General features: G+C 46.1%; 14 protein-coding genes. 12 read left to right on the top strand and 2 right to left on the bottom strand.

All coding sequences use genetic code 11. The annotated features are described in order from the left end of the window. The first annotated feature begins 1 nt into the window (after position 1). From GC130_RS13320 to GC130_RS13305, 4 genes are read left to right on the top strand one after another with little or no spacing between them, the layout of a single operon-like run. A complete protein-coding gene (locus GC130_RS13320; protein WP_201568336.1) occupies positions 2 to 898 on the top strand; it encodes a DUF58 domain-containing protein in 897 nt (298 codons plus the stop codon). Continuing rightward, entirely contained in the window at positions 895 to 2,106 is a 1,212-nt protein-coding gene (locus tag GC130_RS13315) for a BatA domain-containing protein (protein WP_151998815.1), read from the top strand. The genes GC130_RS13320 and GC130_RS13315 overlap by 4 nt, the downstream gene beginning before the upstream one ends. Next, complete coding sequence (locus GC130_RS13310) at positions 2,088 to 4,331, top strand: hypothetical protein (protein WP_151998814.1); 2,244 nt, start codon at positions 2,088 to 2,090, stop codon at positions 4,329 to 4,331. Before GC130_RS13315 ends, GC130_RS13310 begins: the two co-directional genes overlap by 19 nt. Next, positions 4,324 to 6,108, top strand: coding sequence for a hypothetical protein (locus GC130_RS13305; protein ID WP_151998813.1), 1,785 nt, complete (start codon positions 4,324 to 4,326; stop codon positions 6,106 to 6,108). Before GC130_RS13310 ends, GC130_RS13305 begins: the two co-directional genes overlap by 8 nt. A gap of 3 nt (positions 6,109 to 6,111) precedes the next feature. Here the strand turns inward: GC130_RS13305 and GC130_RS13300 are convergent, their stop codons facing one another. Together GC130_RS13300 and alr are read right to left on the bottom strand one after the other, a co-directional pair. Continuing rightward, positions 6,112 to 10,314 carry a tandem-95 repeat protein gene (locus GC130_RS13300; protein WP_151998812.1) on the bottom strand — a complete coding sequence of 1,401 codons (4,203 nt, stop codon included), beginning with the start codon at positions 10,312 to 10,314 and terminating at the stop codon, positions 6,112 to 6,114. A 113-nt stretch (positions 10,315 to 10,427) separates the two neighbouring features. After that, positions 10,428 to 11,579: an alanine racemase gene (gene alr, locus GC130_RS13295; RefSeq protein ID WP_151998811.1), complete on the bottom strand. Its 1,152-nt coding sequence runs from the start codon at positions 11,577 to 11,579 to the stop codon at positions 10,428 to 10,430. 171 nt (positions 11,580 to 11,750) lie between these two features. On the opposite strand from alr, the gene pyrF reads away from it, so the two are divergent. The 8 genes from pyrF to GC130_RS13255 all read left to right on the top strand — a co-directional run bounded on the left by pyrF (position 11,751) and on the right by GC130_RS13255 (position 19,253). Continuing rightward, positions 11,751 to 12,566 (top strand): orotidine-5'-phosphate decarboxylase, encoded by an 816-nt coding sequence (pyrF, locus tag GC130_RS13290; RefSeq protein WP_151998810.1) that lies wholly within the window; start codon positions 11,751 to 11,753, stop codon positions 12,564 to 12,566. Positions 12,567 to 12,622: 56 nt separating this feature from the next. Beyond that, entirely contained in the window at positions 12,623 to 13,930 is a 1,308-nt protein-coding gene (locus GC130_RS13285; protein WP_151998809.1) for a DUF2851 family protein, read from the top strand. 1 nt (position 13,931) lies between these two features. Further along, positions 13,932 to 15,185, top strand: a complete 1,254-nt coding sequence (locus tag GC130_RS13280; protein ID WP_151998808.1) for a hypothetical protein — start codon at positions 13,932 to 13,934, stop codon at positions 15,183 to 15,185. 60 nt (positions 15,186 to 15,245) lie between these two features. Continuing rightward, the gene (locus GC130_RS13275; RefSeq protein WP_151998807.1) at positions 15,246 to 15,881 is read left to right on the top strand and encodes a NeuD/PglB/VioB family sugar acetyltransferase; all 636 of its coding nucleotides are present in this window, start codon (positions 15,246 to 15,248) and stop codon (positions 15,879 to 15,881) included. Between the two features lie 79 nt (positions 15,882 to 15,960). Next, a complete protein-coding gene (locus GC130_RS13270; RefSeq protein ID WP_151998806.1) occupies positions 15,961 to 16,947 on the top strand; it encodes a rhodanese-related sulfurtransferase in 987 nt (328 codons plus the stop codon). Next, a complete protein-coding gene (locus GC130_RS13265) occupies positions 16,947 to 17,804 on the top strand; it encodes a nucleoside phosphorylase (protein WP_151998805.1) in 858 nt (285 codons plus the stop codon). Before GC130_RS13270 ends, GC130_RS13265 begins: the two co-directional genes overlap by 1 nt. A gap of 120 nt (positions 17,805 to 17,924) precedes the next feature. Further along, positions 17,925 to 18,506 (top strand): YceI family protein, encoded by a 582-nt coding sequence (locus GC130_RS13260; RefSeq protein ID WP_151998804.1) that lies wholly within the window; start codon positions 17,925 to 17,927, stop codon positions 18,504 to 18,506. Positions 18,507 to 18,635: 129 nt separating this feature from the next. Then, entirely contained in the window at positions 18,636 to 19,253 is a 618-nt protein-coding gene (locus tag GC130_RS13255) for a hypothetical protein (RefSeq protein ID WP_151998803.1), read from the top strand. Positions 19,254 to 19,287: the final 34 nt, after the last annotated feature.

The following is a 19,287-nucleotide window of genomic DNA, read 5'->3' as shown; positions in this document are numbered from 1 at the left end:
TGTGAACCCCCAAATCCGCCAGTTACTTACACCAGAGATCCTCTCCACCGTTAACGGACTGGAGCTGGTAGCCCGTGTGATAGTGGAAGGCTACATGAGTGGAGGCAATCCAAGTCAATCTGTAGGAGCCGGTCAGGAGTTTAGCCAGTACAGAAGCTACGAGCCCGGCGACGATCTCCGGCAGCTCGACTGGAAGATGTTTGCCAGGTCGGAGCGCTACTACATCAAGCAGTCGGAAATCGAAACCAATATTACCGTCAAATTTATGCTGGACGCCAGCCGGTCGATGGAGCATGCTGAAGGCGACGTTAGTAAAATGCAGATGGCCAAGGTGTTGATTGCAGCGCTGGCTTTTCTGGCGAGGAAGCAGAGTGATACGTTTGGCCTGTTCTCAGTGAACGATCTGCATATAACCGCCGTGCACCCGCGGTTTGACCAACAACAATACATTCGCTTTTTGAATGAGTTAATAAAAATAAAAGCTGAAAGCACCTGGAAGAAGGGCAATGGACTCGAGCATATTTACAGTCATCAGGGCAAGGAGATGATCCTGTTTTTCACCGACATGTATGACAACGATGGGGATCTGCAGGATTTTATTCGAAAGCTGAAGACTCCCCGCAATGAAGTCATAGTCTTCCATTTGATAGGAAGAGAAGAATTGGAATTGAGCTATAGTACCCAGCTTACCTTCGAAGACCTTGAAACTGGCGAACGATTAAAAGTAGACTCGTCTGCTCAGCAAAGCGTTTATCGCAAAAAGATGAGTGATTGGGTAGATGCCACCAGGGACTGGATGTTGCAAAAGCAGGTAATATACCAACCGACCTACCTTGATGACCCGGCGCCTGAGGTGCTTCGGACTTTCCTGAAAGCTCGTAAATCGATGATAAGATGATGCAGCTGGCGAATCCGTTGTGGCTTTGGGGATTGCTGGGACTTGCAGTGCCACTTGCTATTCATCTGCTGAGCAGAAAAGAAGGCAAGGTCATCAAAGTGGGTAGTCTACGACACCTGACTGATTCCACCACAAGGCAATTCAAAAGCGTAAAGCTCAATGAGCTTTTGCTGCTGGCATTGAGAAGTCTGCTGCTAATCACAGTAGTGGCTTTGCTTGCGGGATTGCTCTTGCAGTCATCGGCGAGCCTTCCAAAATGGGTAGTGGTGGATAGGGGAGCAGAGCAACACAATGAGATCGGCCGGATAATAGACAGCTTGACGAGCAACGATTATGAGCTAAGGTACTTGGAAGAAGGTTTCCCTCTCCCCAAAGACACGATGTCAGACGAGAAAACGCCGAACCATTGGTTTCTTGCTGAGCAGCTTGCGGAAGCAAAGATTAGCGAAGCTGTTGTTTTTACAAAGGCTTACATGTCCGGCTTTCGTGGAAAAAGGCCGCTAAAGCCAGAGCATGTTACCTGGTTTGATATGCCAGTTGAGTCTGAAAGGCTGCCTGCGATCTTTATTATTGAAGGCGATACCGTTTGGGAAGTTTCGGGGCAAACGGATGATAAGTTTACGAAGTTTACTACCATTAATACGGCAGTAAAAAGCGCTGTTTCCAGTGAGATTCAAATAAAAAAGGTAGCTATCGTATCAGACGGTGAACATGCTTACGACGCAAAAGTCCTGGAAACGGCGCTGCTGGTTTTGAATGACTTGCCTGGTTTCAGGATGGATATTCAATCGGAAAGTGCTGCGTCTTTTAGTGCCAACGAAGAAGCCGTAGTTTTTTGGCTGGCGTCAGCAGCTGCGCCTGCCCTGGAAAACGATTTTGTTTTCATGGAGGAAGCTACTTCCGACGATCTTTTGGTACAGCTATCGCCAAAGCAATGGCAACTCACCAAACGGCTCAATAAAAGGGTGGTGTTAGAAGATCGGTTGATAGTTGAATTGTCTAAGTTTTTCGACACTGAACTGCCTTTAATGGCTGAGAGCGACCGTCGGACGATGCCGGAAGCCTGGCGTTGGAGCAAAGTAACGGCTGCGGAGGTTGACGTTAATGGCAAAACTGCTAACTATGCTGACATCAATCAGTGGTTGGTGGCACTGCTGGTATTGACACTTGTCATTGAACGCCTTGTGGCATGGAGGAGAGGCCAATGAAGCAGACACAAAACCATCAACTCATAGCGCTACAGCAGAGATACTTAATGCTCCGGCTACTAGAAGTACTGTGTCTTTCCGCTGGCGTTGGACTGATTTTGATGGTGGTGGGTAAAGTGGCCGGGCTCAACCCAATTGATGCACTGGTACTTGCCGGAACCGTTGGCTTACTTGTGCTCCTCCAGCGAATCTACGGGCTTGGCTTGCACCAGCTAAGCCCTGCACGACTGGCGTCTTTTATTAATCGGCAATATCCCGACCTGAATTGGAGTGCTGACCTTTTGGCGACTGATCAGCCTTTGTCAGGTCTACAGCAGCTACAACGAGAGAGGGCTTTGGTGAAAATTATGGAGTTGAGCAAGCTGCGCTTCCCTCATCAGTTATGGGTGGCGAGCTTGGTTTTATTAGCAGGAATTTCACTTCTCATTTTCTTCCCGGGAGTTCCGATTGGCGTTGGTTCTGGTCAAAGTGCTGCGGGAAATTCCCCTACTACGGCCTCTGCTGAAAGTGCTTTTCAGCCGGTTGTGCTGGAAAGTATTGAGGGCACAATAAACGCCCCAGCTTACACAGGTCTGAGAACCGTTTCATTTGCCGATCCAAACATTAAAGCCGTGGAAGGCAGTGTTGTCAGTTGGGAATTGGGCTTTTCGTTAGCGCCACAGCAAGCACTGATCATCTTCTCTGGCTCCGATACTTTGGCCTTAGAAAAAAGGCAGTCGATGCTCAGTTGTTCGGCCAAAGTCTTTAACACAGGATTTTATCAGGTTGCCTGGCAGCAAGATGGGGAATGGAAGGCCTCTGATTTTTACAAACTTGAAGTGGCAGCAGATTTACCTCCCCAACTAGCGATAAGGGATTTGCCTCAGTTTCAGCAGTTCGAGTGGAATGACGTTCAGAAAATAAATGTAAAAACAGATTTGTCGGATGACTATGGCCTAAAGGACGCCTATCTGATCGCTACAGTCGCCAAAGGAAGCGGGGAGTCGGTCAAGTTTAGGGAAGAGAAGTTACTCTTTGACAAGCCGCAGACAATCTCTGGCAAAAAGGTGGTGGCAGAACGAATCATCGACCTAAAGAAGATGGGACTGGAACCCGGGGATGAGCTTTATTTCTATGTCGAGGCCTGGGACAACAAGGCACCCAAACAGCAAACCGAAAGAACAGAGACCTACTTTCTGCAGCTAAAGGACACGGTTTCCTATATCGTTTCGAACGATGGTGGGCTGGGAGTCGACTTGATGCCTGAGTACTTCCGCAGCCAGCGCCAAATCATCATCGACTCTGAAAAGCTTGTCGCAGATAGAGGGAAAATAAAAAAAGAGATTTTCGATAACACCAGCAATGGGTTGGGACATGATCAAAAGGTGCTGAGACTCAGGTATGGGCAGTTTCTTGGTGAAGAGTTTGAATCAGGCATAACCGAAACCGAAGCGCATGAACCGGAAGAAGTGGCTGCCCCGACCAATACCGACGAAGCAATGAAGCAGTTCGGGCATGCGCATGACACCGAAAATGAGCACAATCTAGTGCCGCAAGAGGATCATGAACATTCGGGGGAAGAAGAGGAAAACCCGCTGGAGGCGTTTGCTCATATGCATGACAGCGAGGAGGAAGCCACTTTCTATATCCAATCAGTCAAAGCGAAGCTGAGAGCGGCTTTGTCGATGATGTGGGATGCTGAGCTGCACCTTCGGATGAACAATCCGGAGGAGTCGCTGCCTTATCAGTACAAGATTCTAAAGCTGTTGAAAGAAATCAGCAACGATTCCAGAATTTACGTACATCGCACGGGGTTCGATCCACCTCCAATCAAAGAAGAAAAGCGGCTTACTGGCGACCTGACTGAAATCAATCCGGCGAGGAGAAAGTATTTGTTGGAATCCAGGAAGTCGTTTCCTAATTCCCGAAAGGCTCTTGTCTTGTTGGAGAAATACATGCAGCAACCAGCGGCAACCCCAACTGACGACGAAAAGGATGTGCTTCAGTTGGCAGGCAATGAGTTAGCCGGGCAGGCGATTGAGTTTCCCGGGAGATACCTTGAAAGCATGAGTTTGATCAAGGCTTTGATTGATGATGATTTTATGCAAAATAAAATTGCGCTGTTGAAGATTAGGAAGGCGTTGTGGGAAATAGTACCTAACGAGCCTGCGTCACCAGCCTTACATCCAACTGCTGCCAGCGCCATTGATCAGCAGTTCTTAAAAAGAATGGAGGCCAATGAGTAGCTGGATCCTGTCATTTGAGCCTTTGCTGAATATCCATTTGACCTTGTGGGGCTTGATTTTGCTCTTTGTTATTATTGCTGTGGCAGAGTGGCGGAGAAAAATGGGCCGGAAACTGTTCAGGCTCTCAGCATTGCTGCTGGCCTTTATTGGCCTGGCTGGCGTGTTACTAAGACCTCATTATCAAAGCGAAAGTGCTCTGTCGGACATCATGTTGCTTACCAAAGGATACAATGGAGCAAAGGCGGATAGCCTGCTTCAAACGAACCCTGGGCTGAGCGTTTACAAGGCATTGGACGCAGCCGACTTTAAAGCAGCCACTGACCTCAAATCATTTAGTCAGCTAACAGGAATCAAAGAAAGGATTCGTTATGTGCTTGGGGCCGGACTGCCGGACTATGTCTTTGATGATGCATCTTCTCTTCGGTTTGCCTATTTTCCGTCATCGTCTCCCGAGGGCATTCAGGCGATTGATGTGCCCGAGAAGGTGAATTTAAATAGGAGAAGTGCCGTCAGCGGAGTTGTGATCCAGGGAACCCCTGGAAGCATGATCAGGTGGAGCGGCCCTGAAGGAAGGATGGACTCTCTGATGCTTTTAGCAGATACTGAGGGATTTTCCTTTGGCTTTGTACCTAAACTCGCCGGAAAGTTTATCTACGAACTGGAGTTGCTGGATAGTGCAGGCTCCTCAACAGCCACTTACAAAGTTCCGGTGCAGGTGGCCGAGGAAAGAAAGCTGAAAATGGTTTTCGTTAGCCAATTCCCAACTTTTGAGTCGAGGTATTTAAAAAATCTGCTGGCAGAGCAAGGCCATTCCCTGGCGCTGAGGTACCAGCTATCGAAAGACAAGTTTAGCTACGAGTTTGCCAATCAAGCCGAGGTGCCGTTCAGGAGATTAACAACGACTCTTTTGGACGATGCCGATCTGCTATGGATAGACGAAGCGTCATTGGATGCATTGAACCGGGAGGAGGCAAATGCCCTGAACGCCGCCGTTGATCAGGGTTTGGGTGTTTTTATTACAGTCAATCAGCAGTCTGCTAGCAGGAATGCCAGACGTTGGATGCCTCTTCAGTTGACTCGCTATGATGCGGATACTTTGTCGGTTGCTGTTGACTTGGGCAGGCAAGTTAGCTTGAGTGGGGTAGGGCTTGCGATTGACAAGTCGCCGGAAATAATCCCGGTTTGGGAAGATACAAGTGGCAGCGTGCTGGCTGCTTATGCTTATCAGGGTCAGGGGAAAATAGGAACCTCGTTGTGGCAAGACACTTACAGGCTGGTTTTGAAAGGGCAGGAGCTCACTTATGCGGCTCTGTGGATGGAAGTGATTGAGTCGCTGGCCAGGAAGGCATCTGTCTGCTGCGACATTCAGGTGGAGACTAAAGAACCATATTTTATAGATGAACCCATTCGATTTACGGTTATAAGTTCCCTGGAAGAGCCGCCGTTGGTGAGCTACAAAGGTGAAACAGTTCCATTGATAGAGAGCTGGCAGCTGGACAATGTTTGGAGCGGCACCATTTGGCCGGATGCTACTGGGTGGGATTCACTTTTTGTGGATGCCGCCGGGCAATCAAAGCATTTTTTCGTTCAGGAACAGTCAGACTGGCAATCGGTAGCTTTTTCCCAACAAATAGCCAATACGGCGTTGCATGCCAGTAAGGAGCCAGGAATCTCCAGGCGATACGTGCAAACTATTAAAAAGCCGATCTCTGCAGTTATTTTCTATCTGTTGCTGTTGGTAGGGTTTGGGGGATTGTGGCTGGCTCCGAAGGTTTGAGCGTTATTCGATAATTATCCTCCTGGAAATAACTTCATGCCCGGTAAGCTCCACATGGAAAACAAAGGTGCCATCTCCAAGGTGCTGCAAATCGATTACCGATTCGAACGAACGTGCATTCTTCCTGATTGTTCTATCCAAAACCACCTTACCCGTTAGGTCTACCAAACGTATATTGAAATCACCAACAAAGCCGTTGTCTATTTTTAGTGTCAACTCATTTTCTGTTGGGGTTGGAAAAATTGCCACCGAGCTGGCGATGCTTGAAATGCCGGTTACCTCATTGACCGTAATATTTAAAATACTTGGGGCGCTGGTGGCGGTTCCGTCACTCACCGACACAGGAACGGATAGCTCACCGGTAAAGTCAGTTGTTGGCGTGATGCTGCTACCATCATTTACCGAATAATTGTCCCCTTCTGAAACGAGAACCGAATGTTCATCCGGGAAAGTATTGTCGGGGTCGCTAACCAGAAAGCTATTGATGTTAAATTCCAACGAGGTGTTTTCATCCATCTCCAACTCGCCGGAATAACCTTCTATAACCGGGACATCATTAACAGGAGTTACTTCGATTGTCAGGTTAAAGTGTTCACTGTTATTGTCAATCGTGCTAACCCTCACAGGGACGGTCATTGTTCCATTGAAATCATTGATCGGAATAATTTGAGCCCCTGAAATTGTATACGTAGTGCTCTCAAAAATATCAAGTGTAAAATCAGCAGGGAATGAGTTGTCAGGATCGGTAACAGCTAGGCTAGCCATATCAATTGTCAAAGCTGTTTCTTCCGGGGTGGTTGTGGTGCCTGAGTAGCCTGTTATTACAGCATTGTCATTCACTGGATTGATAGTGACAGCAATAACGTAAGGAGCGCTGGTAGCCGCTCCATCGCTCACAGTTGCCAAAACTGAAAGACTGCCAAAGTAATTGGCGGCAGGGAGAATGGACGCCCCATCAACAGTGTAGTTATCCCCTGCTTCCAGCGTGAAGCTGAAATCTGTTGGGAAGGTGTTGTCTGGATCAGTGACAGTGAAACCATCGAGAATGAATGCCAATGGAGCATCCTCACCACCGGTCAAAATACCTGCATAAGACAATATCACAGGAGCATCATTTACCGGTGTGACTTCCACAAATAGCTCAAGAGTCGGGCTGTCTGCCTCGCCGTCGTTCACTTTTATGGGTACGGTGAGAGTGCCATTGAAGTCTGTGGCTGGTGTAATGGTAGAGCCAGCAACAGAATAATTGTCTCCGCTTTCGATGATAAGGGTGAAATCATCCGGGAAGGTGTTGTCAGGATCTGTTACTGAAAAATCTGACAAGTCAATGGTCAATGCCGTCTCTTCAGACGTTGAAAGTGTGCCGCCAAAGCCGTTAATGGCAGGCGCTTCGTTAGTGGACACTACGGTTACTTCTGCTTCAAAAACGTCGCTGCTAACTTCACCATCGTTTACTCTGGCTCTAACAATCAGCTTGCCATTGAAATCAGTATTTGGAATTACAGTTAACCCGTCCAAAGTATAGTTAGTCCCTGCCTCGAGCATTAAACTAAAATCATCGGGGAAAGTATTATCGGGGTCGGTGACTGTGAAATTATCCAATGAAAGACTAAAGGTTTCGCCTTCAGTAACGCCAGGGATATTCACAAAACCTGAAATGACTGGTTTGTCATTTACTGGTGTGACCTCGATGCTAAGTTGGTAAGGTTCGCTTTCGTCTTTGCCATCGGATACTATTAATGGCACTGCCAACGTGCCAAAGAAGTCCTTGATTGGGGTGATGGTATTCTCGGAGAAGGTGTAATTTTCTCCTTCTTGAATTGTCATGGTAAATCCTTCGGGGAATGCGTTGTCTTCGTCAGTCACCGTTAGATTTAATAGAGATATTTCAATTGGCGAGTCTTCATAAGTAAAAAGAACGGAATTTGAACCATTGATTACTGGAACGTCATTTAGGAATTTTATTCTTGCTGCTCCAAAAAAGGGCTTCTCGTTTATTTTCGATAGAGATCCGAATACTAATGCAGTCTCGTCATCCTCTCGCAAAATATGATTTATTCTTCCACCCCAGTCCTTTAGCCCATAAGAATTGAAGGTGAATTCTTCATCAACAATACCAGATAGTGTTACTTTCGCTAATCCAGACTTTTCAATATCATTTATTTCGGTAAACGATCCTCCGACCAATATGTCATTGTCAGAAATTTTCAGAATGCCAAAAAAAGCTGAACCAAGGTATTTGTCTGATATTTGAACTGCTGTGCCGTTTAGGTTGGATCCGGATTGATCTGTTATGAAGAGCGGTGTTTTTGTATTGGCATCACCCCCTGAACTCAAATTCCCACCAAAAAAGATTAGTTCATCCACGGCATCAACGAAGTGAATAAGGTTATAGTCCAGACCCCCTTCCGCAAGTGAAGACATAAGATTTCCGTTTGCATCAATCCTATATACATACCCTTTTGATAAATCTTCCAGAAACCCCCCGATTAAAATCTCATTATTGGATAACAGCTTTATAGAGCTTGTTGTACTACCTGACGGTAAGAAATTAGACGAGTTAAATTCGGAGATAAATGAACCACCTGGAGAAAATTTTGCTAGACCGTTTCTTGCATTTTCATAGTTCACTGAAGAGAAACGCCCAGTCACAAAGATCTCATCAAATTGACTCACCGATAGATCGCTAATCTTGAATTCTGTTCGAATTGCAGAAAATGAATCATCAATGGTTCCGTCCGAAAGGAGCCTAATTATTTGATGTTGATTACTGTTAGAATTGTCAATATTGTGAAGTAGACCTGCTAGTATAATCTTTCCGTCAGATTGCAATTCTACTTCATAAGCTTGGTTAGCTCTAGGGTCAGAAAAATCAATGTTAGCTTGAAAAGCCTGGTCCAAAGACCCATCTGTATTTATCCTCGCAATACCATATACTTGTGTGTTATTGATTTGATAAAATTCGCCAGTAATAATGATTTTACCATCGTTCTGTCTGACTACGTCGCTAATAGAGGGTACATTTCCAATTTTCGGATTGAATTCTAAAACTGCACCTGCTTCATCGAAGGCAATGACTCCAATTCTGATTTCTCCAGAAGCTCCATTAATGTCGCCTGAAGCATAAACTACTCCGTCACTGCCTCCATGCATGCTAAAACTCAATCCGTTAGCCGCTCGCTTAATTATTGTAGGATTGAATAATTCATCTAGGGATCCGTCAGAATTGAGTTGTATAATTTTATAAAACCCCTGGTAGCTACCATCTCTTGAATACCCTCCCACCAGAATTTTCCCATTTTCCTTTATCTCCACTTGCAAGGCGTAGAAAACGAACGCATTTTCTGTTGCACTTAGGCCAAAGTCAGGGTCTATAGTTCCATCTTCTGTGAGTCTGATTATACCGTGTGTGTCTACGTTGTTGAAAGTAGTAAAGGTGCCAGCTAATATTATTTTACCGTCAGGTTGAATTTCCAATTCTTCAACGCTGCTGTTAGGAGCCATGCCACTGTCAAAGGTTTCGTCAAGTGTTCCGTCCTGATTCAAACGTATAACACCTCCAACTTCAATTGTGTTGAATGTATTGATTTTGCCTGCAATCAGTATTTTGCCATCTGACAAAACCTTGATTTTAGTTTTGGAAGGGAGTTCTCCCAAGGTAATTTCCTCGAAGCTATCATCGATGGTTCCGTCTCTATTGAACCTGAAGATTTTGGAATCACCATTACTTTTTGCCCTAGCACCAACTATGTATTTGTCTCCAGCAATAGCTGCGGCTGATACATCAAAAAACGAATTGTCGGGCTGAAAGCTTTCTTCAATTGCTCCGTCTTTCTTCAATACCAGCAGTTTCCGGTCATTTAAGCACAAGAGTACGCTGTCAGATGAAACAATAATATCTGTTGTAAAGTAGTATAAGTCTGCGGGTGCATTAAATGTTGGATCCAGCGATCCATTAGGATGGATTCTGACAATAGTACTTGTCGTCTCACTACCTACTATACCGAAAAGGCCAGCAACATATAAATTACCTTCTTGGTCAAGGGCTGAGCTATAAATTATCGGATAACCTTTAATCACCGGCGTAAAATCATCCATTAGCCTTTGCGCTTGTACTAAACCAAAGCTCGCAATAAGGGCCATTGCCAGTATTAATGATTTGAAAGAAAATAGATTGAAAAGGTGGGTGCCTGTTTTGATACTCATGTGCTGGTATAAATTTCTACATATACATACCGGCAATATATTTACGATTAAGCTAAATACATTGCAAAGCGGGTATTTTTCCTAATTGAAAAAATTGCTGATTCAGCCAGGGATCACACCACCACCCTCGGTATATCCTTGTCCAACCTCGTCAGTAGCTCATAGTTCAGCTGGTCACTCAAATTTCCAAAATGGGAAACGGAAATCGACAGGTCTCCATCGTTGCCTATCAGGGTCACCGTGTCGCCGATTTTTACTTCAGCATGGGTGATCTCCACCAAAAACATATTCATGTTGACTACGCCCACCACACTCAGTCGGTGGCCGTTGATCAGCACCCGGCCCTGGTTGCTGAGACCACGACTAAAGCCATAGCTATAGCCAACGGGTATGCTTGCTACCCTCATATCGTATTCCGCAAGAAAGGAAGTGCCATAGCCAATAAACTCGCCCATTTTCACATGTTTTATATCCATTACATGGCTTTTCCAGGAGATCACCCGCTTGAGTGGATCTTCTGCCAGCTTATTCTCTCTCATATAACTCACCTGCGTTTCCAGACTTGGCCAAAGGCCATACTGCAAAATCCCCACCCTCACCATACCCAGGTTATTCTCAGGGTACATGATCACTCCGGCGCTGCAGGAAGTGTGAAGGATTTTCGGGCGAATGCCTGAACGGTTGAAAAATGATACACCCTCGTTAAAAAGACTTTTTTGATTAAGGATCCGCTTGAAGTTGGTAACACTCTCAGCACCCGCCAGGTGTGTACACATGCCGATTACCTCAATGCAGTCTTCAAACTCTTTGAGCAGTCGTGCCATCTCTTCCCATTCGTCCGGATTAATGCCAGTGCGATTCATGCCGGTTTCCAGTTCGAGGTGAATCCTGGCCTTCTTTTTCATCAGACGACCTTGTTGGCAAAGAGCCCCGAGTCTTATTACGTTAAATACAAAACACTCGACATCATTTTCAATTATCCACGGTAGATGATCGTCAAGAATATCACCCATGATCAAAATCGTCGATGACTCGGTACTGAAACTAGCCACGTCCAGTGCTTCGAATGAACCAAACACAGAAAAATGGCGAACACCAAGTCGCTCGAGTTCCGGCACCATATGCTTAATGCCATGCCCATAGGCATTCCCCTTCAGCACGGATGAAATGATCACCTCGGGGCCTACAAGGCTCCGTATAAACTGGATATTGTTTTGCAGTGCCGACCGGCTGAGCTCAATGGAAGAGCTGGAATTTGGAAACATGTCTTTTTTGATTTGGCCGGCCAAAAAAAATAGCTAGCCTTTGAACAAATGGAGAATGTATGCAATATGCGGCCTGGGAATGCGTAAGACAAGCGAAACATAGACTAATGGGGGTTCGATTGAAACAAAATTCCTGGCATGTCAAATGCCGTATATGTTTATCTTTGCCACATGACCCGTCAAGAACTATTTACCAACATAAAGAAGAAGCGCTCTTTTTTATGTGTTGGCCTCGATACAGATATCACGAAGATTCCCTCACATCTTCACAAAGAGAAGGATCCCATCTTTGAATTCAACAAGCAAATCATTGATGCGACAGCAGATGTAACGGTTGCCTACAAACCTAATATAGCTTTCTATGAAGCCATGGGAACAAAAGGCTGGGAGTCGCTGCAAAAAACGCTGGACTATATCCCCAACGATATTTTCATCATAGCAGATGCTAAAAGGGGTGATATCGGCAACACTTCTTCTTTGTATGCAAAGGCATTTTTTGAGACGATGAACTTTGATAGCCTTACTGTAGCACCTTACATGGGACGAGACTCAGTGAAGCCCTTTCTCCAGTTTGATAATAAATGGGTGATTCTGCTGGGGCTCACCAGCAACGAAGGCTTTGCTGACTTCCAGAACGAGCCAATGGCAGATGGTAGGAAGCTTTTTGAGAAAGTAATAGAAACAAGCCAGCAGTGGGGGAGTGCCGATAACATGATGTATGTAGTGGGCGCAACCAGGGGCGAAATGTTCAAAGAAGTGAGAGCCCTTGCTCCGGAGCATTTTCTGCTGGTGCCGGGCATTGGTGCGCAGGGAGGCGATCTGGAAGCTACCTGCAAATATGGCATGAACAGCCAATGCGGACTGCTGGTGAATTCGGCAAGGGGCATTATCTACGCAGGTAACGGCGTCGATTTCGCTGAAAAAGCCAAGCTAGCTGCCACGGATCTTCAGCAACAAATGGATGATATGTTGGAGAAGTATTTATAAATTGGATGACTGTGAAGCTTTAGACAGCCCAATCTATTTACTTTTTCAATGACAAGATGTTTCCTGAAGAGTTCCTCCATTTTATCTGGCAATTTCAATACTTCGATAGCGCTGATCTACGAACTACCGACGGACAGGCCGTCCTGATTAGCAAGCAAGGTTTTCTGAACACCGATGCAGGGCCAGATTTCAAGGAAGCCCGGCTGCGCATTGGGGAAATGGAGTGGAATGGTCAGGTGGAGATACACCTCAAAAGCAGCGACTGGCATAATCACAAACATCAGTTTGATAAGGCATATGACAGCGTCGTTCTCCACGTGGTTTGGGAGGCAGACCGTGAGATACTGAGAACCGACGGTACGTACGTGCCGCAGCTGGAACTAAAGGACAGGGTATCGCTGCAGCTACTCTCGAAGTATCAGGGCCTGATTCAGCAGCGAGTGGATGTGCCCTGCCAAACACAAATCAAAAACATTGACGCTTTAAAAAGGCAGTCGATGATTGATCGGGTGCTCGTTGAGCGCTTGCAGCGAAAGACAAAGGATGTTGAGATACTCCTGAAAAAGTACGGTGGCGATTGGGATGCCACAGCGGTTCATTTCCTCATCCGGTATTTTGGCTTCAAAAAGAACGAGGAAGGTTTTCAGCAGCTAAGCAAGCGGGTTTCGTACAAGGTGATGAAGAAGCTGGCTTTCGATAAGAAAGACCTGGAGGCCTACCTGCTGGGCCTTGCCGGGCTGCTTGATGACGACTCAAGTGACTTTTACTCGAAGGCCCTCAAAGAACGATTCGATTACATCAACCACAAATTTCAGCTCATAGCCACCACACTGCCTCCTATACCCTGGAAGTTTATGCGCATGCGGCCAGCCAACTTTCCAACGATCAGGCTGGCACAACTAGCAGCCATCATCCATCAGTCGCCCCGGCTTTTTGCAGTGTTTGTTGATTCAGATCTGGCCGGGCTCAGAGGCGTTTTTAAATCAAAGGTGTCCGACTATTGGTCAACGCATTTTCAATTTGCTAAGGACGAGCCCGGAGTGGAAAAAGGGAAAACAAGCAGGTCAAGTGCTTTTGTGGGCAGCAAGAGCATAGACATCTTGCTCATCAACTGTGTGGTGCCATTGTTATTCGCCTATGCAAAGGAGCAGGGGAGTACTGAGCTAGAGGAAAAGGCATTGCTGCTGCTTAACCAGCTGCAGTTTGAGGAAAACACCATTACCAGAAAGCTTTCTTTCTTGCCTGTCGAAAAGCCCACGGCCTATGAGTCTCAAGCTTTTCTTGAACTCTACCAGCACTACTGCCAGCCCAGAAGATGCCTTTCATGCCAAATAGGCACTCACCTTATCAGGCAAAACCACTAATATGATCGTCGGTTCTTTTCTCCTTGTGATCATCGGCTGGGCCTGTCTGCAATATGCCAGGCCAGTTTTTGGAACCAGGGCCACTCTGGTGCTTATGTCAATGAAAGTGGCTGCGGGCATGGTAGCTATGCTCTACTACCTGGAGGTTCGACATGAAGGTGACCTTTTCTACTACAATGAGAAGGCAACCGAATACCTGGAGGATATTCGGTCGGGCTATTCGGTTTGGGATTTCCTGGCGCAGGAAGCCGATCCGGCAGCCAAGGCAACTCCCCAAAACCGAACCTTTTTCTTTGTGAAGATCATTGTGGTTTTATACATGGTGCTTGGTAGTAGTATCTGGCTCAGTAGTGTATTTTTTACTTTCATCAGCTTTTTGTCGGTCGTTTACCTCGTCAAAAGAGTATACCTGACAGGTGTTGATATCCGGTGGCCGGTAATTCTCATTTTCTTCCTTTGGCCAAGCATAGCTATATGGGGCAGCGGGCTTTCAAAAGAAACACTTATGCTTGCCGGGATCAGCATATTGTTTGGCGCAGTTGTGCCTTTTTTTAGTGGAAATCGTTCCAGCTGGCTTTTGCATGTGGCTTTGCTGGTGTTGGCCATGGTGGTGCTGGCAAAGCTGCGTATTTTCGTTTTGCTCAGCCTGCTTCCATTCTTGTTCGGCACAATGCTCTTCAAGGTTCTTCAAAAGTATATGCAAAAGCCTGCATTGCGCTGGGCGCTGGGCATTGCCGGTGTCATCTCAATTGTATCGCTTGTCGTTGCTTTTAGCTATGCCGACACAAGTTTCAATCCTGGATATGTGGTGAAGGCATTCACCGACAACCATGCGGCGATTGTGGCTCAGTCGATGCCGGAGCATGTTGTTTTGGGCCTGGGTACGTTGTGGCAGTGGCCACAGATTGTGTTGCAGGCTATGTTGGGTGCTGTCGCAGGGATGTTTGGCCCATTTCTCTGGGAGGTCAATGCTACTTCGGAAATTCTTCTTCTGCTTGAGCCGGTGTTGCTGCTGACGCTCTTTTTTACGAATTCGGGGCTTCGCAAAAGACTTCCGGTCTTTATTTGGATGCCGTTGTTGGCTTACATCCTCTTCACCTCCAGCATGATCACACTCTCAACGCCTAACTACGGCTCTCTTTCGAGGTATCGACTGGCTTTTTACCCCATGCTTATTTTTCTTGCTTCTTTCCAACACCCGTGGCTGTCAAAAATTAGTAAATTGAAGCTTTTGGAAGGTAACTCAGGTGTTTGATGATAAGGCCAATAGCCCTACCTTTGCACTCTCAAAACTCAAAGCAACTAATAGATAAAAATGATCAACCCGGTAATCATATTCGGAACAGGCCCCATGGGGCACCATGCGATGGAGATTTTCGAAAGCAATGGCGTGACGATATATGGGTTTTTGGAGGAGGATGCTTCCAGGCATGGCACAGAGCTCAATAGTATCTCTATTCTGGGCAGGCCAGATGATGATGGTTTTCTGAAGTTGATTGGGAAGAAATGTGACGCCTTTGTGGCCAGCGATGACAATGCCTACAGGAAGTCGATGGTGAAAATGCTCAACGAAAGGAGGCAAGTGCAGCCAGTGAATGCCGTGCATAAAAGAGCCGTGCTGGGCGTGTCGGTATCCCTTGGGCATGGCAATATGATCAACTCAGGCGCTATTGTGGAAGGCGGAGCAACCATTGGGCAGCATTGTGTGATTCACTCAAATGCTGTGGTTGGGTCCATGTCCAAACTGGGCGACTATGTACAGATAGGCATTGGTAGCATTATCAATTCCAATGTGGAGATAGCAGATGAAGCATTTGTCGGAAGCGGAGTAACAATTGTGGCAGGCGTGAAAATTGGTAAAAAAGCCAGGATTGGGGCAGGTTCAGTTGTTATTGCCAGCGTGAAAGACGGAGAAACAGTATTTGGAAACCCGGCGCAAGCCGTTAAGTAAGTTAAAACTAATAGCTAAAGGTCAACAGCCGATAGCAAAAACAAATAACACCTTGTTGAAGCAAGGCAGAGTTATAAAAATGAAAAATTACAGCATACTTCTTTATTACTGCTATGCCAGGATCGAGCATCCGGAGGCGTTCAGAGAGCAGCATCACCTTTACTGTATCGAAAACAACCTGAAGGGAAGAATCATCATCGCCCACGAAGGCATCAACGGAACCATTAGTGGGGGCAGAGAAGATTGCCAGCGCTACATAGACGACCTAAAGGCCGACCCCAGGTTCGCCCATACCGACTTCAAGGTGGATCACAACGATGCCAATGCCTTTGCAAAGCTGCATGTGCGTGTGAAGCCGGAGATTGTTCACTCAAGCCTGAGTCATATCGATCCTAATCAGCGCACAGGCACTTATGTGGAGCCTGCTGAGTTCAAGGAAATTCTGAAGAATAAGACAGATGATGTCGTCATTTTGGATGTCAGGTCCAACTATGAGCACTCCCTGGGTAAGTTCAAAGATGCCATCACGCTTGATATCGAAAACTTCCGTGACTTCCCTGAAAAAGTGGAAGAGTTGAAGGCTTTGAAAGATAAAAAAATTGTCACCTATTGCACCGGTGGTATTAAGTGTGAAAAGGCCAGCGCCTTTTTGCTGGAGCAGGGCTTTGAAAACGTCTACCAGCTTCATGGGGGCATTATCAAATACGGCATGGAAGAGGCTACGCAGGGTGAGGACTTCGAAGGAAAGTGCTATGTGTTTGATAACCGGGTGGCGGTAGAGGTGAATAAGGTTAATCCGAAGGTAGTGTCAACCTGCTACGTATGTGGCACACATAGCGACCGCATGGTGAACTGCGCCAATGCTGAATGCAATCGCCATGTCCCAATCTGTGAGAAATGTGGATGGGAAATGGAAGGTGCTTGTTCCGAAGAATGCAAATCTCATTCCGATAAAAGACCGTATGATGGCACCGGCTACTACCAGAAGGAGATGAATGGTTATAATCCTTACAGAGGACTGTACAGGAAGAAAGAAGAACCGCAAGGTGCAACCGACGAGCGCTGATGGCAAAAATTCCTGAGTCAGAGCTTATCCTCAATTCCGATGGTAGTGTCTACCATCTCAGCCTCAGGCCTGAGCACATTGCTGATACCATCATAGCAGTAGGAGACCCAGGCCGGGTGCATCAGGTAAGTCAATATTTCGACTCAATAGAGTTTGAGATGAACAAGCGGGAGTTCATTACTCACACTGGCTATCTCAACAAAAAGAGAGTGACAGTTATCAGCTCTGGCATTGGCACCGACAACGTTGAGATACTATTGACCGAACTCGATGCGCTGGTCAATATTGACCTGGCCAAACGGGAGCCAAAGAAGAAACTCAAGAGTCTTAATATTATTCGTATAGGCACTTCTGGCGCCATGCAGGAGGATATCAAATTGGGAAGTTATGTTGTCTCAGAGAACGCCATCGGCTTTGACACACTTGGCTTTTTTTATCCTTACCATCAGTCGGCCAGGGAAACAAAGATAGCGGCCAAGCTGAAAGAGGCCATCTCTTTGGAGTTCATGCCGTATATCATCAGCGGATCCGAAAAATTGATCGAAAAATACGCCTTTGACATGGTCAAGGGAAATACGGTTACCGCACCCGGGTTTTATGCGCCGCAAGGGAGAGCACTTCGCCTGCCCATCAAGCATCCTAATTTGGTGGATCAGCTGATGTACTTTCACGAGGGCGATTTTTGGATCACCAATTTTGAAATGGAAACCGCAGGCTACTATGGTTTGTCTCGTATGATGGGACATAACATGATCAGCCTTAATGCGATTGTTGTGAACAGAGCAAAAGGTACCTTTTCAAAGAACCCCCTGAAGGTTGTAGACGGCCTGATCAAAAAAGTGCTGTCCAGAATATAGGCCCAAGCCAGCCAACCCCCACTTTTGAAAATATTTTCAATAACGATGAAACATTTTTAGCTATGTTCGTGTATATACATATATGTACATACATTTGTATCATCAAATAACTAAAAACTTATGTTAAGCACGATTTTCACTTCATTGGTTCTTCTTTTAACCAACCCAGCAGCTGACACAAAGGCTGTTTACAAAGTAAACACAGTAGAAAGCAAGGTAATCTGGACCGGCGAGAAGCTGGCAGGAAGTCATACAGGCACCATCAACCTTTCTCAGGGTGACCTTCAGTTCGACGGCGACAAATTTGCAGGCGGTTCGTTCACTATCGACATGAACTCAATTGTAGACACAGATCTCGAAGGTGAATACAAAGGCAAATTGGAAGGGCACCTTAAGTCTGACGACTTTTTTGGAGTAGCCACTTACCCCACCGCATCTTTCAAAATTACCAGCGTGAAATCGACAGGTAACAACAAATACGATGTGACCGGCGACATTACTATCAAAGGAACAACTGAGAAAATCACTTTTCCTGCAGAGTTAGCTGTCAATGGAAGCAAAGTAACTGCCACCTCTAAGATTACTGTGGACAGGTCTAAATTTAATGTAAAGTATGGCTCCAAAAGCTTTTTTGCAGAGATAGGAGACAAAGTGATTTACGACGAATTTGTACTTGACGTAACCCTTGTAGCGGCCAAGTAATTTAACCCAGTATTAAAGTGGAAGAGCCGGATCGGGAAACTGACCCGGTTTTTTTGTTTTGGCACGCACTTTGTATTCGGTAGATTACTTTTTAGAAAACGGATTATTTAATCAACAAATAGAATGACCATGAAGAATTTTTTAGTCTCGGCCCTTCTCCTGGTGTCAGGAGCGGCCAATGCGCAGCAAATTGTTACGGATTTCGAATCGCAGAAAAAGAGTATCATCAAAATGGAGTTTTTCTCTCCATTGACAGGCAACACCACCTTTGGATATGAAAGATATATCAAAGACTGGGTGTCATGGGAAGCCAAAGTAGGGATTATCGGCCTAGGCCTGGATCCAAACGAAATTGACCCAAGTGGCGTGCTTTTCAGAGTGGGGCCTAAGTTTAAGCTAAACCCAGATTTTGTAGCTGACGGTATGAAAGGATCGCACTTGCTAAGTGGAAAATACATCAGGCCTGAGGTGGCTATGAGCTTTTTTACACAGGACAATATTGTGTACGACGAATTTACTGGTAATGAGTCGAGGAACAGGGAAGATTATTCTGCTGTGGCTATTCTGCTGAACTACGGCCGTCAATACGTGCTGGCAGACATTATGAGCCTCGACTACCATGTCGGCCTGGGCTATGGGTTCAACAGCGGTGGCGAGGGAAGATACAGCTACAGTCACGCTGCCGGTGGAAGAGACTTTCCAATTGCGGTGTCAGCAGGATTTACCATTGGACTCCTTTTGAAGTAAGAAACAGGGCCTGGGAATATTGTAGCCGTCTGGT

The organism is Imperialibacter sp. EC-SDR9 (genome assembly GCF_902498805.1).
GTDB lineage: Bacteria > Bacteroidota > Bacteroidia > Cytophagales > Cyclobacteriaceae > Imperialibacter.
The sequence above is the reverse complement of the archived record's forward strand: the minus strand, read 5'-3'. Positions and strand labels throughout refer to the sequence as shown.